The organism is Pseudomonas sp. MIL19 (genome assembly GCF_028680365.1).
Taxonomy (GTDB): Bacteria; Pseudomonadota; Gammaproteobacteria; order Pseudomonadales; family Pseudomonadaceae; genus Aquipseudomonas; species Aquipseudomonas spirodelae.
Genome location: NZ_JAPPVG010000013.1, coordinates 57,417 through 72,192, shown reverse-complemented (window position 1 = coordinate 72,192; position 14,776 = coordinate 57,417). Strand labels below are relative to the sequence as shown.

The 14,776-nt window shown below is 59.1% G+C and carries 13 protein-coding genes; 12 read left to right on the top strand and 1 reads right to left on the bottom strand.

Features of this window, described 5'->3' with window-relative positions; translation table 11 throughout:
• Positions 1–50 precede the first annotated feature (50 nt).
• From N1078_RS11230 to dctM, 12 genes are all read left to right on the top strand, one after another.
• Positions 51–971, top strand: a complete 921-nt coding sequence (locus N1078_RS11230) for a HEPN-associated N-terminal domain-containing protein (RefSeq protein WP_274088260.1) — start codon at positions 51–53, stop codon at positions 969–971.
• On the top strand, positions 965–1,162 hold the full coding sequence (locus tag N1078_RS19675; protein WP_443218110.1) for a hypothetical protein: 198 nt from the start codon (positions 965–967) through the stop codon (positions 1,160–1,162). Before N1078_RS11230 ends, N1078_RS19675 begins: the two co-directional genes overlap by 7 nt.
• Positions 1,163–1,431: 269 nt before the next feature.
• Entirely contained in the window at positions 1,432–2,730 is a 1,299-nt protein-coding gene (locus N1078_RS11225; protein ID WP_274088259.1) for a hypothetical protein, read from the top strand.
• A 490-nt stretch (positions 2,731–3,220) separates the two neighbouring features.
• On the top strand, positions 3,221–4,273 hold the full coding sequence (gene rfbB, locus N1078_RS11220) for a dTDP-glucose 4,6-dehydratase (protein ID WP_274088258.1): 1,053 nt from the start codon (positions 3,221–3,223) through the stop codon (positions 4,271–4,273).
• 11 nt (positions 4,274–4,284) lie between these two features.
• The gene (gene rfbA, locus N1078_RS11215) at positions 4,285–5,151 is read left to right on the top strand and encodes a glucose-1-phosphate thymidylyltransferase RfbA (RefSeq protein WP_274088257.1); all 867 of its coding nucleotides are present in this window, start codon (positions 4,285–4,287) and stop codon (positions 5,149–5,151) included.
• A 2-nt stretch (positions 5,152–5,153) separates the two neighbouring features.
• A complete protein-coding gene (rfbC, locus tag N1078_RS11210) occupies positions 5,154–5,699 on the top strand; it encodes a dTDP-4-dehydrorhamnose 3,5-epimerase (protein WP_274088256.1) in 546 nt (181 codons plus the stop codon).
• Complete coding sequence (rfbD, locus tag N1078_RS11205) at positions 5,696–6,562, top strand: dTDP-4-dehydrorhamnose reductase (protein ID WP_274088255.1); 867 nt, start codon at positions 5,696–5,698, stop codon at positions 6,560–6,562. Before rfbC ends, rfbD begins: the two co-directional genes overlap by 4 nt.
• A 133-nt stretch (positions 6,563–6,695) precedes the next feature.
• Positions 6,696–8,510: a sensor histidine kinase gene (locus N1078_RS11200; RefSeq protein WP_274088254.1), complete on the top strand. Its 1,815-nt coding sequence runs from the start codon at positions 6,696–6,698 to the stop codon at positions 8,508–8,510.
• Positions 8,507–9,895, top strand: a complete 1,389-nt coding sequence (locus N1078_RS11195; protein ID WP_274088253.1) for a sigma-54-dependent transcriptional regulator — start codon at positions 8,507–8,509, stop codon at positions 9,893–9,895. The genes N1078_RS11200 and N1078_RS11195 overlap by 4 nt, the downstream gene beginning before the upstream one ends.
• A 294-nt stretch (positions 9,896–10,189) precedes the next feature.
• A complete protein-coding gene (gene dctP / locus N1078_RS11190; RefSeq protein WP_274088252.1) occupies positions 10,190–11,179 on the top strand; it encodes a C4-dicarboxylate TRAP substrate-binding protein DctP in 990 nt (329 codons plus the stop codon).
• Positions 11,180–11,305: 126 nt separating this feature from the next.
• Positions 11,306–11,938, top strand: coding sequence for a TRAP transporter small permease (locus N1078_RS11185; RefSeq protein ID WP_274088251.1), 633 nt, complete (start codon positions 11,306–11,308; stop codon positions 11,936–11,938).
• Positions 11,935–13,218 carry a C4-dicarboxylate TRAP transporter large permease protein DctM gene (dctM, locus tag N1078_RS11180; RefSeq protein WP_274088250.1) on the top strand — a complete coding sequence of 428 codons (1,284 nt, stop codon included), beginning with the start codon at positions 11,935–11,937 and terminating at the stop codon, positions 13,216–13,218. Before N1078_RS11185 ends, dctM begins: the two co-directional genes overlap by 4 nt.
• Positions 13,219–13,405: 187 nt before the next feature.
• Here the strand turns inward: dctM and N1078_RS11175 are convergent, their stop codons facing one another.
• A complete protein-coding gene (locus N1078_RS11175; RefSeq protein ID WP_274088249.1) occupies positions 13,406–14,623 on the bottom strand; it encodes a 2-octaprenyl-3-methyl-6-methoxy-1,4-benzoquinol hydroxylase in 1,218 nt (405 codons plus the stop codon).
• Positions 14,624–14,776 lie beyond the last annotated feature (153 nt).

Sequence of the window (14,776 nt, the reverse complement as noted above, 5' to 3'; positions counted from 1 at the left end):
GTGGTTTTGAGCGGGATATCCTCCCTCTCATCATTCCTGGGAGCTTCCACATGGACAGATTGTGTACCCGCTGTATTGGCGACGACGATCTCAAAGCCTGGGTAAGATCTCAGAGTGGGCGGCGCGGCTGTGACTTCTGCGGAACAGCAGTAGCCCCGACAGCAACTCTCGATGATTTTTGCGAGCACTTAGAGGCCTGTATCAGTCGTTACTGGGGATCACCAGAGGATCAGATGAGCTACTGCTCACAAGAGGGGGGATGGCTCGGTAGCACCTATGACACCGAGGAACTAATCTTCGACTACTGCGACCTGGACCTTCCCCTGGACCACAGCGGAGCCCTAGCCGATGCGATACGTTGGAGCCTGAGCGATCAGCTTTGGTGTGACTATGACTGGCTTAGCCTTGACGAAGATCGGGCAATGATTCTTGGCTGGGACAGGTTCTGCAAGGTTATCAAGCATGAGCGACGGTATTTCTTTCACCGAATAGGCGAAGATCCGGATGATCGGGACTCATACAGCCCCATGGCTTTACTCGCCGCAATTGCTCATTTCTCCTCGACTCATGGCTTAATCCGCGAGCTTCCTGTTGGTACGAAGCTCTACAGGGCACGTCCTTATTTCAGCATGCGTAACCCACCTGCATCGCAATTTGGCCCACCTCCTAGGGATAGCTGCCAAAACAATCGTATGAATCCAGCTGGGGTTCCAATGTTCTATGGCTCCCTTGACCCCAACACCACAGTACGAGAAATCAAGAGCGACCACGCCAGAGTTGGCCGATTCATCAGCGAAAAATCTCTGAGAATTCTCGATCTAACCCAACTTCCACCGACACCAAGCTATTTCTCTCCCAAGGAGCGGAAAAGCAGCATGGAGTTGAGCTTTATGAACCACTTTGCACGCACAATCATGTTGCCGATCGCGAGGATCGTGCTCATGTCGACTATCTGCCCTCCCAAGTGGTGACTGAATATCTTCGTGACCACAACTTCAAAGGAGGTAAGCTCGATGGCATCCTCTACGGAAGCGTGGCGTCCCCCGGCAAGCGGAACATCGTACTATTTATAGAAAGTTTGGAGCCATCTGCCCCTCCGTTCTCACCACCTCCTGCCCCGAGCTTGACCTTCCTGGGCGCGAGAACCGTACGTCTGCCATAGCGCAAGCCTCAGCGCGATCTTTCTTCAGTAGCTGGTTTCTGCCGGTCGGGCAGGTGCCGCCTACTGGCCGATGCGGACGTTTAGAGCAGGAAAAAATCTGTCCTCTTTGGCCGACGAGCTCAGCCAAACCTGAATGCACTGTGCGCCCGATTACCCCGAGCCATGAATATGGCTGCATTGATCAAGGAATCCACAAGCGCCTGCTATTGGCTCACTATTGCCATACTCTCCCGCGCGCATCCTTGTACATTGGCTTTTGGACCCGTCGAATGCTTGGTATCAACCTCAAAAAAAGTAACGTTGCCAACTACGATCACTTCACCCAAACAATTCACCTCAATCGGGCGGAAGAACCTGATTTGGTCAAGTTTGCAAAGGCGGTGTTCGAGCCTGAGTGGGACGCCGGCCTGGTGTTGGTCGATGGAGCGCGTAACGTGCTTGCTCCACTGGCCCACGAAACACGTCATTGGGTCGACATGAACTGTTCCATTAGGGGCCTCAAAACGCTTGAAGCGATCTTTCGGCTGATGGCACACCCTTCAGATAGCAACCCTGCAATCAAGCGTCTCAAGCAGGACATCACTCTCAACCACTTCATTGAACGGTATGAGCCCGCGAATGGCGATGGTTTGTATCCTTGGCATGTGGGTTTCAGCATAAGCGTGCCGAAGTTCCACGAACCAATAGAGCAAATTTCCGCCTGCTTTTTCGGTAAGAATGACCCCAAGCGCGACCGCGTCCTGTTCAAGTCACCAATCTATCTTGGCAGCTTGTTGGAGACCTGCGCCTACTATCAGGAGCAGCGTGATGTCATGCCCATGTTCCTCAGCGATAAGGTGCCGCTAGGGGCGCGCCGAGAAGCTGAAGCACAGACAATGAGGTTTCTCCGGGATCCGACACTCCCCGAGTACCACGCTATCATCCATGCCATCTCGATCTCTGCGCGGCAATCGGAGGGTGTGCACGGTATCGCGCTCGCTGCGGGGCTATGCACACTTCTGTTGAATATGCCACACCAGATGCTTAGGGAAAGCTGCCAGCGGGTTGAGCGTGCGATGAAAGCTCGGAGGTATGGCAACGGTGAGGTAGTCGCCGCCGAGCAGATGAGGCAAATGACCTGGATATGCCCAGAGGCGGCCTTGATCCACAACGCGTTTTCGGAACTCGCTAAGCGATCGCGCAGCGAACCGCTTGCATATAGCGACGACCTCATCTTTGACCTAGTTCCCTTCTGGAAGAAGCGCCAAGCCGAGTTTTTCGAACGCAGCCATGATCAGTTTGTGGCGGCTATCCAAGCTATGGAGGGTCCCGATTATTTCCGTGAATCAATCCCCGCGCTGATCGAAAATAATCGCTGGCTGATGGAGCAACAAACTCTCACATTCAGTATCAACCGTCTCCCCAAGCGCCCACCAATCATTTTTGGCGACGGATTCGTACTCGACGGCGCGGCCGAATTCGCAGGCCTGATACCACATTACGAGCAAGCCGATACAACGGACGCCGAGAACATGCTGCGAATACGTGAGCGTGGGCATGATTTGCAACAGAGCCAGGCACTAGCCTAGAGATGCTGGAGGGCTTCTGAACGTTAGGCCCGCTGACTTGGGCAAACAACAGAAATGGGTAAAGCGGTTTCTAGAAGTAACCCATTTGCCGTCACTGCGTCCACTATCCGCTCCTGGCCGGTTGCAGCCTTACACCGGTGCAACCCTTGGAGGGGTAGGTCACAGCTGTCAGTTGCGAATAGCCGTCTGATCTACAAGAAGCAAGAATCGTGTCTGTGAAACAGCGCTTTGTCGCGGCGCGGGTAAGCGGCAATACGCGAGTACCTATTTGAGTACCCATTATCGATTACACACAAGGTATACCACTATATTCAAAGGCTTTGGCTTTCCAAGTTTTAATCCTGGTGCCGGCACCATATAAAGAAAGCCTCGCAGCGATGCGGGGCTTTTTTATGCGTATTGGAAAGACTGATGGCTTGCCCGCACGAACTCAGCTTGTAACACTGCCTGACAAAACTTACCGACCGCCTCTTTAAAAAGGTATAGGCCCGTGCACATTCTTATTACCGGCGGCGCCGGCTTTATTGGCTCAGCACTGATTCGTCATCTACTAAATGACACCGAGCACCAAGTGCTCAACCTCGACAAATTGACCTACGCCGGCAATCTCGAGTCGCTGGCAAGCGTTGCAGCCCACCCACGCTATAAATTTCTGCAGGCAGACATCGCCGATACTGCCGCCGTCAGCCAGGCACTGGCAGAGTTTCAGCCGGATGCGATCATGCACCTGGCGGCTGAATCGCATGTCGATCGCTCCATCGATGGCCCGGCAGCCTTTATTCAGACCAATATCGTTGGCACCTACGCGCTGCTGGAGGCCACACGCAGCTACTGGTCGCAGCTGGAGCCGGCGCGCAAGGCAGCGTTTCGCTTTCACCATATATCCACCGACGAGGTGTATGGCGATCTGCATGGCGTGGACGATTTGTTCACCGAAAACACCGCCTATGCACCCAGCTCACCCTACTCTGCAAGCAAGGCGGCCTCCGATCATCTGGTGCGCGCCTGGCAACGGACTTATGGGCTGCCCGTACTGATCACCAACTGCTCGAACAATTACGGCCCTTATCACTTCCCTGAGAAACTGATTCCGCTGGTCATCCTTAATGCCCTGGATGGCAAGCCACTGCCGGTGTATGGCAACGGCCAGCAGGTACGTGATTGGCTGTACGTGGAAGACCATGCCCGTGCGCTGTTCAAGGTCGTCACCGAGGGCCAAGTCGGCGAAACCTACAACATCGGCGGGCATAATGAGCAGACCAACCTGCATGTAGTGGAAAGCATCTGCGCACTGCTGGATGAACTGACTCCACGCCAGAACGGCTCTTACAAAGAACAGATCAGCTTCGTGACAGATCGCCCTGGTCACGATCTGCGCTATGCCATTGATGCCAGCAAGATTGAGCGCGAACTAGGCTGGACGCCGCAAGAAACCTTCACCAGTGGCCTACGCAAAACCGTGATCTGGTATCTGGACAATCTTGCTTGGTGCCGCCGCGTACAGGACGGTAGCTACCAACGCGAACGCCTCGGCGCACTTTAAGGAGCAGCACAATGAAAGGCATCATTCTCGCCGGCGGCTCCGGCAGCCGCCTGCACCCCATCACCCTGGGCGTGTCCAAACAGCTGCTGCCGATCTATGACAAGCCGATGATCTACTACCCGATCTCGGTGCTGATGCTCGCCGGCGTGCGCGAGATCCTGATCATTTCCACCCCGCAGGATCTGCCAAACTTTCGCAAGATGCTCGGTGATGGCAGCCAGTTTGGTGTGCGTTTCGAGTACATCGAGCAACCCTCGCCTGACGGCCTGGCTCAAGCGTTTCTGTTGGGCGAAGAATTTATTGGTACGGACTCGGTCTGCCTGATCCTCGGCGACAATATTTTCCATGGCCAGCACTTCACCGAGAAACTCCTGCGCGCGGCCGCCGAACCCAGCGGTGCCACTGTATTCGGCTACTGGGTTAATGACCCACAACGGTTTGGCGTGGTCGAGTTCGACGCTCAGGGTAAGGCCATCTCGATCGAGGAAAAGCCCACAGAACCGAAGTCCAGCTACGCGGTGACCGGTCTGTACTTCTACGATAACGATGTAATCGAGATCGCCAAGGCGGTTAAACCGTCACCACGCGGCGAGCTGGAAATTACCGACGTCAACAACGCTTACCTGCAACGCGGCGACCTGCGCGTTGAGCGTTTCGGCCGCGGCTTTGCCTGGCTCGATACCGGCACCCATGACAGCCTGCTGGAAGCCTCGCAGTACGTGCAGACCATCGAGCACCGCCAAGGCCTGAAAGTCGCCTGCCTGGAAGAAATCGCCTACCAACAAGGCTGGATTGATCGCCAGCAATTACTGGTACAGGCCAACGCCTTCGGCAAAACCGGCTACGGCCAGTACCTGTTCAAACTGGCCGAGGAGTGACCATGCAGGCTATCGCCACTGGCATCCCCGAGGTACTCATCCTAGAACCCAAGGTGTTCGGCGACCAACGCGGCTTCTTCTTTGAGAGTTTCAATGCCCGTCGTTTCGCCGAAACCACTGGCCTGCAACGCGAGTTCGTCCAAGACAACCATTCGCGCTCGCAACGCGGCGTATTGCGTGGCCTGCATTACCAAGTGCAGCAGGCGCAGGGCAAATTGGTCAGGGTCACGGCAGGCGAAGTGTATGACGTGGCTGTGGATCTGCGCCGCAGCTCAGCTACTTTCGGTCGCTGGGTTGGCGTGCATTTGTCCGCCGAAAACAACCGCCAAATGTGGGTGCCGGAAGGCTTTGCCCATGGCTTTGTGGTACTCAGCGAATTCGCCGAGTTTCTCTACAAAACCACCGACTACTACGCCCCCGAACACGAGCGCTGCATCCGCTGGGATGACCCAACGCTGGCCATCGAATGGCCACTCGAAGACGCGCCACAGCTATCTGCCAAGGATCAAGCTGGCGTCAACTTTGCCGATGCGCAGGTGTTCCCATGAAGATTCTCCTACTCGGCCAGCATGGCCAGGTTAGCCAGGAGCTGCAGCACACTCTAAAAGAGGCAGGCGAGCTGACCGTGCTGGGCCGCGATCAGCTGGACCTCGCTCATGCCGAGCTGATTCGTCAATCAGTTCTAAGCCACCGCCCTGCGCTGATTCTCAACGCGGCCGCGCATACCGCCGTGGATCAGGCCGAGCGCGAGCCGGAACTGGCCTTTGCGATCAATGCCACAGCACCCGGCATTCTGGCTGAAGTAGCGGCGGAGCTGGACGTACCACTGATTCATTACTCCACCGATTATGTCTTCGATGGCAACCAAGTCGAGCCCTACCGCGAAAGTGACACCCCCAACCCCCTGAGCGTTTACGGGCGCAGCAAGCTGGCCGGAGAGCAGGCGATTCAGGCGGTTGGCGGCATGCACCTGATTCTACGCACCAGCTGGGTTTACTCGCAGCACGGCCGCAACTTTCTGCTAACCATGCAACGCCTGCTGCAGGAACGCGAAACGCTTAACGTGGTGGCCGATCAAATCGGCGCACCGACCTGGGCCGGCAGCATTGCCCAGACTACAGCGCAACTAATTGAACATTGGCGCAACGGCCAAGCTGGTCCCTGGGGCGTTTACCACCTGACCGCGCTGGGTGAAACAAGCTGGTTTGGTTTCGCCCAGGCGATTGCCGAACACCTGCAAAGCCAAGGCAAACCCGTGGCGACGCTGCACCCCATCCCCAGCAGCGCCTACCCTACACCGGCACAGCGCCCACTCAACTCGCGCCTGAATTGCCGCCAACTTCAACAGGACTGGCAACTACAGCTGCCAACCTGGCAGAGCGCATTGGACGAGTGCCTGGCGGCTCGCTAGCGCGCTGTGCGGCAGGCCTGTCCAATGAGGCCTGCACGCTGAATGACCGCGCTGAGTCGCTACCATGTAAGCGGGCTTGCTCGTTTATTGCATAAGCGCCACTCTCATCCGACTCCACCGTCCGAGTAAGCGCATGTCAGCTCCATCACCCCACCCTCGCCGCCCACGCTGGAGAAGCCTGGCCATTTTAGTTCTGCTGCTGGCCCCCCTGCTGTGGCCACTGCAACAGTTGACGGAGCGCTATTACAGCGGGGTGCTGGTCGAACAGAACCGGCAAACCCTCGACCTGTATGTGGCCAACCTGCTGGGCACCCTGCGGCGCTACGAAGTCTTGCCGCCCATCCTGGCGGACTTGCCGGCCTTGCGCAGCGCCCTGCAGAACCCTGAACAAACCCAGCTGCGCAACGCGGCCAATCACCTGCTCAACCAGATCCGCCAGCAGACCGGGGCTGATGTGATCTATCTGATGGCTGCCAACGGCACCACACTGGCGGCATCAAACTGGCAGCAGGAAGACTCCTTCGTAGCGCGCAACTTCTCCTACCGCCCCTATTTCCTCGAAGCCATGCAGGGCCGGCCTGGACGCTTCTTCGGCCTGGGTACGACCTCCGGCAAGCGCGGCTACTTCTTCGCCGCCGCGATTCGCGACGGTGTGAAAACGCTCGGGGTGATGGTGGTCAAAGTCGATCTTGATCACACCGAAACACTCTGGGGCAAACGCCCGGAGCAACTGCTGGTAACCGATAGTTATGGCGTGGTGATTCTCACCTCACAGGCCGACTGGCGCTTTCACGCGACCCGTGAACTGGACAACGCTGAGCGCGCAGCGATTGCCGATACCCAGCCCTATCGCATCCAGTCACCACCGCCACTGCAACTCAACCGCGATGCCTGGCTGAGTCAGGGGCAAACCCTTGATGAGATCGGCTGGACCGTAAGCATCCTGACGCCCCGCTCGCAACTCGATCAACCCGTGCGCACCACCATGGCGGTCGGAGGCAGCACCCTGTTAGCGCTGGTCCTACTGATCGGTCTGCTGATGCAGCGCCGCCGCCACTACCTAGAGCGCATCGCCCTCGACAGCCAGGCGCGCCAGCAGCTTGAGCAGCGCGTGCTAGAGCGTACCCAAGACCTGGAACGGCTCAACAGCCGGCTTAAAGAGGAAGTACTGGAGCGTGAACAGGCGCAGCAAGAACTGGTGCAAGCCCAGGACGAACTGGTGCAGGCCAGCAAACTCTCGGCCCTGGGCACCATGAGTGCGAGCATCAGCCACGAACTCAATCAGCCGCTGGCAGCGATCCGCAGCTACGCCGATAACGCCTGCGTGCTGCTCGACCACCAACGCGGCGACGAAGCCCGCGCCAACCTCAAGCTGATCAGCCAGCTCACCGAACGCATGGCCTCGATTATTGCGCACCTGCGCGCCTTCGCCCGACGTGATCGCCATGCCCCGGAAAGCGTGGCTCTGCAGCCAGCCATCGACGATGCCCTGGCGTTACTGGCCAAGCGCCGCCAGGCCATGCACGTTGAGCTGATTCGCGATCTGCCAGACGCGACCCTGTGGGTGCAAGCCGGGGAAACCCGTCTGCGCCAGGTACTCGGCAACCTGCTGGCCAACGCCCTTGATGCCTTGAGCGAAGTGCCGCAGCCGCGCCGCCTGTGGTTAAGTGCCGAACTCACCGCCGAGGGCGTCGATCTACACCTGCGAGACAATGGCCCCGGCTTTAGCCAGGAGGCGCTGCAGCGCGCACGCGAGCCATTCTTCACCACCAAAACCAGCGCCCAGGGCCTCGGCTTGGGCCTGGCCATTTGCGATACCCTGATGCGCGCCCTGGGCGGCGAACTGCTTTTTGCCAACCATCCTGATGGCGGCGCCCAGCTAACCCTGCGGTTGCGCGCCGCGGCACAGGGCATCAAAACTCAGTCGCCAGAGGATTTTGTTGTATGAGCATGATCGACTCACGCACCCAGGTGCTGCTGATCGACGATGACCCGCACCTGCGTCAGGCACTGAGCCAAACCCTCGACCTGGCCGGCATCAAGGTCAGCAGCCTGGCCGACGCCCACGGCGTGGCGGCGCGCATCGAGCGCGACTGGCCCGGCGTGGTGGTCAGTGATATCCGCATGCCCGGCATCGACGGCCTAGAGCTGCTGCAACAGCTGCAAGAGCAGGACCCGGAACTACCGGTACTGCTGATCACCGGACACGGTGACGTGCCGCTGGCGGTGCAGGCCATGCGCGCCGGCGCCTATGACTTTCTGGAAAAACCCTTCGCCAGCGACAACCTGCTCGACAGCGTACGCCGCGCCCTGGCCCTACGCCGCCTGGTGCTGGATAACCGCAGCTTGCGCATGGCCCTGGCTGATCGCCACACCCTGTCGGCACGTTTAATCGGCCAGTCGCCAGCCATGCTGCGCCTGCGCGAGCAAATCGGTGCACTGGCCGGTATCAACAGCGATGTGCTGATCCTCGGCGAAACCGGCGCTGGCAAGGAAGTGGTGGCGCGCGCCCTGCACGATTTGTCGAGCCGCCGGGCTGGGCCTTTTGTGGCCATTAACGCCGGCGCTCTGGCTGAATCGGTGGTGGAAAGCGAGCTGTTCGGCCACGAACAAGGCGCCTTTACCGGGGCGCAAAAGCGCCGTATCGGCAAGTTCGAATTCGCCAATGGCGGCACCCTGTTCCTCGATGAAATCGAAAGCATGAGCCTGGAGGTCCAGGTCAAATTACTGCGCTTGCTGCAAGAGCGGGTGGTTGAACGCCTTGGCGGCAACCAGCTGATTCCGCTGGATATACGCGTGATCGCGGCGACCAAGGAAGACCTGCGCCAAGCCGCCGACCAAGGGCGCTTCCGCGCCGACCTGTATTACCGCCTGAACGTTGCCCCGCTGCGCATCCCGGCCCTGCGTGAACGCGGCGAAGATGCCCTGCAGTTGTTCCAGCACTTTGCCGAAGCGGCCAGCAGCCGTCATGGCCTGGCCGAACGCAGCCTGCAACCTGGCCAACGCGCGGCGCTGCTGCGCCATCCCTGGCCGGGTAATGTGCGTGAATTACAAAACGCCGCCGAACGCTTCGCCCTTGGCCTGGAACTGGACCTCGACCTGCAGCCCCAGGCCACTCCAACCAGCAATGACGAGAACAGCAACGGCCTAAATGCCCAGGTGGAAGCCTTTGAGCGCAGCCTGATCAGTGCCGAACTGAGCCGCTCGCACAACTCACTGCGCAGCCTGGCCGAAGCCCTGGGCGTACCGCGTAAAACCCTGCACGACAAACTGCGTAAACACGGCCTGAGCTTCGCCGACACTGGCGGAAGCTCGCCAGATAGCCCTGAATAACTGGCGGATTTCCGCCAAAACTCACAAGACCGTGCGCACAAAACACTCCGATATGCTCTGTAGCAACCCGCCAACCGCCGCCAACGCCGCGCTCCAACACGGAATAAGGTCCAACCCAAGAGCCTGGCATGGCGGTTGCTCTACCCTCTTGCAGGCGATGTATAAACGCAAAAATCTAGGCCATTGCTGCCCAGCGTCCGTCACTTTCTGACAGGCCGCCTAGACTTGAGCATGTTCGCCCAACTTGCAGCGCTGCGGCGCATTACGCGATACAAAAACAAGAGGAAAGACTTCATGTTCAAACTGACTGCCAAGGCGCTGGCTTGCGCCCTGTCGCTGAGCATCGCCGGTATGGCCCAAGCGGCCGACCCGATCGTGATCAAGTTCTCCCACGTGGTTGCCGACCATACCCCTAAAGGCCAAGGTGCCGCGCTGTTCAAGAAGCTCGCTGAAGAGCGCTTGGGCGACAAGGTCAAGGTCGAGGTGTACCCGAACTCCTCACTGTTCGGTGACGGCAAGGAAATGGAAGCGCTGTTGCTCGGTGACGTGCAGCTGATCGCCCCATCGCTGGCCAAGTTCGAGCAGTACACCAAGCAAATCCAGGTATTTGACCTGCCGTTCCTGTTCCAGGACATGGCCGCAGTCGACCGCTTCCAGCTCAGCCCGGAAGGTCAGGCACTGCTGAAATCCATGGAAGACAAGAACATCACCGGCCTGGCCTACTGGCACAACGGCCTCAAGCAGCTGTCCGCCAACAAGCCACTGCGTGAACCGAAAGATGCCCGCGGTCAGAAGTTCCGCGTACAGGCGTCCGCCGTACTGGAAGAGCAGTTCAAGGCAGTTAAAGCCAACCCACGTAAAATGAGCTTCGCCGAGGTTTACCAAGGCCTGCAGACTGGCGTGGTTAACGGTGCCGAAAACCCTTACTCGAACATCTACAGCCAGAAAATGCATGAAGTGCAGAAGTTCATCACCGAATCCAACCACGGTGTTCTGGACTACATGCTGATCACCAACACCAAGTTCTGGAACGGCCTGCCTGCTGATGTACGCAGCGAGCTGGACAAGATCATCGTGGAAGTGACCGCCGAAGTGAACAAACAGGCTGGCGCCCTCAACGACGGTGACAAGCAGCGCATCCTCGACGCGAAAACCACCGAGATCATCACTCTGACCCCTGAGCAGCGTGCTGAGTGGCGCGATGCCATGAAGCCGGTGTGGAGCAAGTTTGAAGCTGAAATCGGTGCAGACCTGATCAAGGCGGCCGACGCAGCCAACCAGTAAGGCGGTACAGGCTGCAGCCTGAACCCAACCACAGCGCAGCCCTGGGGCTGCGCCATTGGCTAAATACCCAGGCGGCTTTCTGCTCGCCTGGGTATACCGCCCTCTAAACCACTGGAGACTTTATTGATGAACGCCTTGCGGCGCGTCTGGGAGCACTTCGAGGAAGGCTTTATTGCTTTTCTGCTGGCTGCCATGACGCTGGTGACTTTCGTCTACGTGATTCTCAACAACCTCTACACACTGTTCTACAACCTGGCGGACCGCTGGGAAGGTAGCAGCGAGTTGTTCTTCGCCATTGGCGACAGCATTCTTGGCATGGCCCAGTCGATGACCTGGAGCATTGCCCTGACCAAAGCATTATTTGCCTGGCTGATCTTCTTCGGCCTGGCCTACGGCGTACGCACCGCCGGGCATATCGGCGTTGATGCGCTGGTCAAACTGGCAAGCAAACCGGTGCAGCGGGTGATCGGCCTAATCGCTTGCGTGGCCTGCCTGGGCTATGCCGGGCTGATTTCTGTCGCCAGTTTCGACTGGGTCAAAACCCTGTTTACCGCCGGTATCGGTGCCGAGGACCTCGGTCACTACGGCATCATGCAGTGGCATATCACGGCGATCGTGCCGTTCGGTTATGCCATGGTATTTATCCGTTTTCTGGAAATTTTCGTGCGCATCCTGCGCAATCAACAGACCGGCCTGGGCCTGGCTGATGAAGCCGCTGACGCGCTGAAAATCAATGAACACGGGGAGCATAAGCAATGACCATTCTGTTCCTCTTCCTCCTGCTGTTTTTACTGATGTTTATCGGCGTGCCGATTGCCGCCTCCCTGGGCCTGGCCGGCTCAGTGACCATCATGCTGTTCAGCCCAGACTCGGTGCGTTCGCTGGCGATCAAACTATTTGAGACGTCCGAGCACTACACCCTGCTGGCAATTCCGTTCTTCCTGCTGTCCGGTGCGTTTATGACCACCGGCGGCGTGGCGCAGCGCCTGATCGACTTCGCCAACGCCTGCGTCGGGCATATCCGTGGCGGCCTGGCGATTTCTGCGGTGATGGCCTGCATGCTGTTCGCCGCGCTGTCCGGCTCAAGCCCGGCCACGGTCGCGGCGGTAGGCTCGATTGCCATCGCAGGCATGGTGCGCTCGGGTTATCCGCAAGCCTTCGGCGCGGGCATCGTGTGCAACGCCGGTACCCTGGGCATCCTGATTCCGCCGTCAATCGTCATGGTGGTATACGCCGCCGCGACCGAGCAGTCGGTGGGCAAGCTGTTTATGGCCGGCGTCGTACCGGGCCTGCTGCTGGGTGTGGCGCTGATGGTGGCGATCTATATCGTCGCGCGGAAGATGAACCTGCCCGCCATGCCACGCGCCAGCCTGCGTCAACTGCTGACCACTGCACGCAAGGCGATCTGGGGCCTGCTGTTGATGGTGATCATCCTTGGTGGCATCTACTCCGGCATGTTCACCCCAACCGAAGCAGCCGCCGTGGCGGCGGTCTACGCGGGCTTCGTGGCACTGTTTGTGTACAAGGACCTGAGCTTCCGCGAGTGCCCTAAAGTGCTATTGGACTCCGGCAAGTTGACCATCATGCTGATGTTCATCATTGCCAACGCCATGCTCTTCGCCCACGTCCTCACCACCGAGCAAATCCCCCAGACCATCACCGCCTGGGTGATCGAGATGGGCCTGCAGCCATGGCAGTTCCTGCTAGTGGTGAACATCGTGCTGCTGGTGGCGGGGGCCTTTATGGAGCCGTCTGCGATCATCCTGATTCTGGCGCCGATCCTGTTCCCGATTGCCGTGCAGCTTGGCATCGACCCGATCCACCTGGGCATCATCATGGTGGTGAACATGGAGATCGGCCTGATCACCCCACCAGTGGGGCTCAACCTGTTCGTCACCTCAGCGGTGACTGGCATGCCGCTAACGTCTGTGATCAAGGCAGCGTGGCCGTGGTTGATGCTGCTGCTCGGCTTCCTGATGATCATCACCTACGTGCCTGCCGTCTCCATGGCGCTGCCGAACTGGCTGGGCATGAGCTAACAGCGACTCCGTGTGTACTTCCCTACACACTTTTTCAGCCCGGCCTTAGCGCCGGGCTTTTTTGTGGCGCGCGTTCGTAGGATGGGTTAGCCGCATACCGCCATTGCCAGGCGCACACTATTTTAGGCGCGGCGTAACCCAGCACCGCCACAATGCGCTGCATTGTGTGCGGGTTAGATAAGCCGGGCTAAACCCGCGCCAAATCCGGCAGGTCACCAGACAGTCCCAGCGCCTGCCGTACAAACAGCGCCTTGGCTTCCGGCAGCTCATCGACCCAATTGAGGCCACTGTTGCGCAGCCAGCGCAGCGGCAGCGGGTCGGCCTGAAACAGCCGCTCGAAGCCTTCCATCGCGGCCATCATCGCCAGGTTATGCGGCATACGCCGACGCTCGTAACGGCTGAGTACCTTGGCATCGCTCAAACGCTCACCCCGCTGAGCGGCGTGCAGCAGCACCTCGGCCAGTACCGCGACATCGAGAAACCCCAGGTTGACGCCCTGCCCGGCCAGCGGATGAATGCTGTGCGCGGCATCGCCGATCAGCGCCAGTCCGTCTTCAACATAACGCTTGGCGTGACGTTGGCGCAGCGGGATGCACAGGCGCGTATCGGCGTGCAGCACCTCACCCAGGCGATGCTCGAAGGCAAAACCCAAGGCGCGGCGGAAACCAGCATCATCTAGGGCCATCAGCCGCTCGGCCTCAGTTGGCGTGACCGACCAGACAATCGAACACCAGTGCTCGCCTTCCGGCCCAGCCAACGGCAAAAAGGCCAACGGACCATCATCGGTAAAACGCTGCCAAGCAGTCGCCTGGTGCGGCTTGCTGCAGCGCACACTGGTGACGATGGCGTGGTGCAGGTAATCCCACTCGCGGGTGGCGCAGCCGGCCAGACGCCGCACCGCCGAGTTGGCGCCATCAGCGGCAATCAGCAGCGGCGCGCGCAACTCGCGGCCATCATTCAGGCTCAGCAGCCAACCATCGCCGGAACGACGCAACTGCTCCACCCGAGCATTGGCCAGCAGACCAATCGAGCTGTCGTGCAGGCGCTCAAGCAGCGCATCCTGCACCACGCGGTTCTCGACGATATGACCGAGCACCTCGGCATGCACACTGGCCGCGCTGAAATGAATCTGCCCGGTGCCGGAACCGTCCCAGACCTGCATCTCGCCATAGGGGCAGACGCGGCGGGCAGCGATGCCCTGCCAAACGCCGAGGCGCTCAAGGATGCGTTGGCTGGCCCCAGACAGCGCACTCACGCGTGGCTCGAAGGCGGCCTGCGGATCAAAGGGTTTGACGCTCAGCGGGCTGCCGTCAACCAGCAGAATGTCTAGCCCCTGATCGTCCAGGGCCAGCGCCAATGCGCTACCTACCATGCCTGCGCCAACGATGATCAGATCCGCTTGCATTGTGTTTCCTTCTTACCTAGAGCCTGTTAAAAGCCTCGCGATCTAGAGCCATGCAAGGCGCTACGTTAGTAACAGCCTCCTGCTGGGCAAAGCGGCGAGGAAGCGGACTGGGGTCGCACGCGAGTGTACTGCTGTACATAAGCATTACTCGCT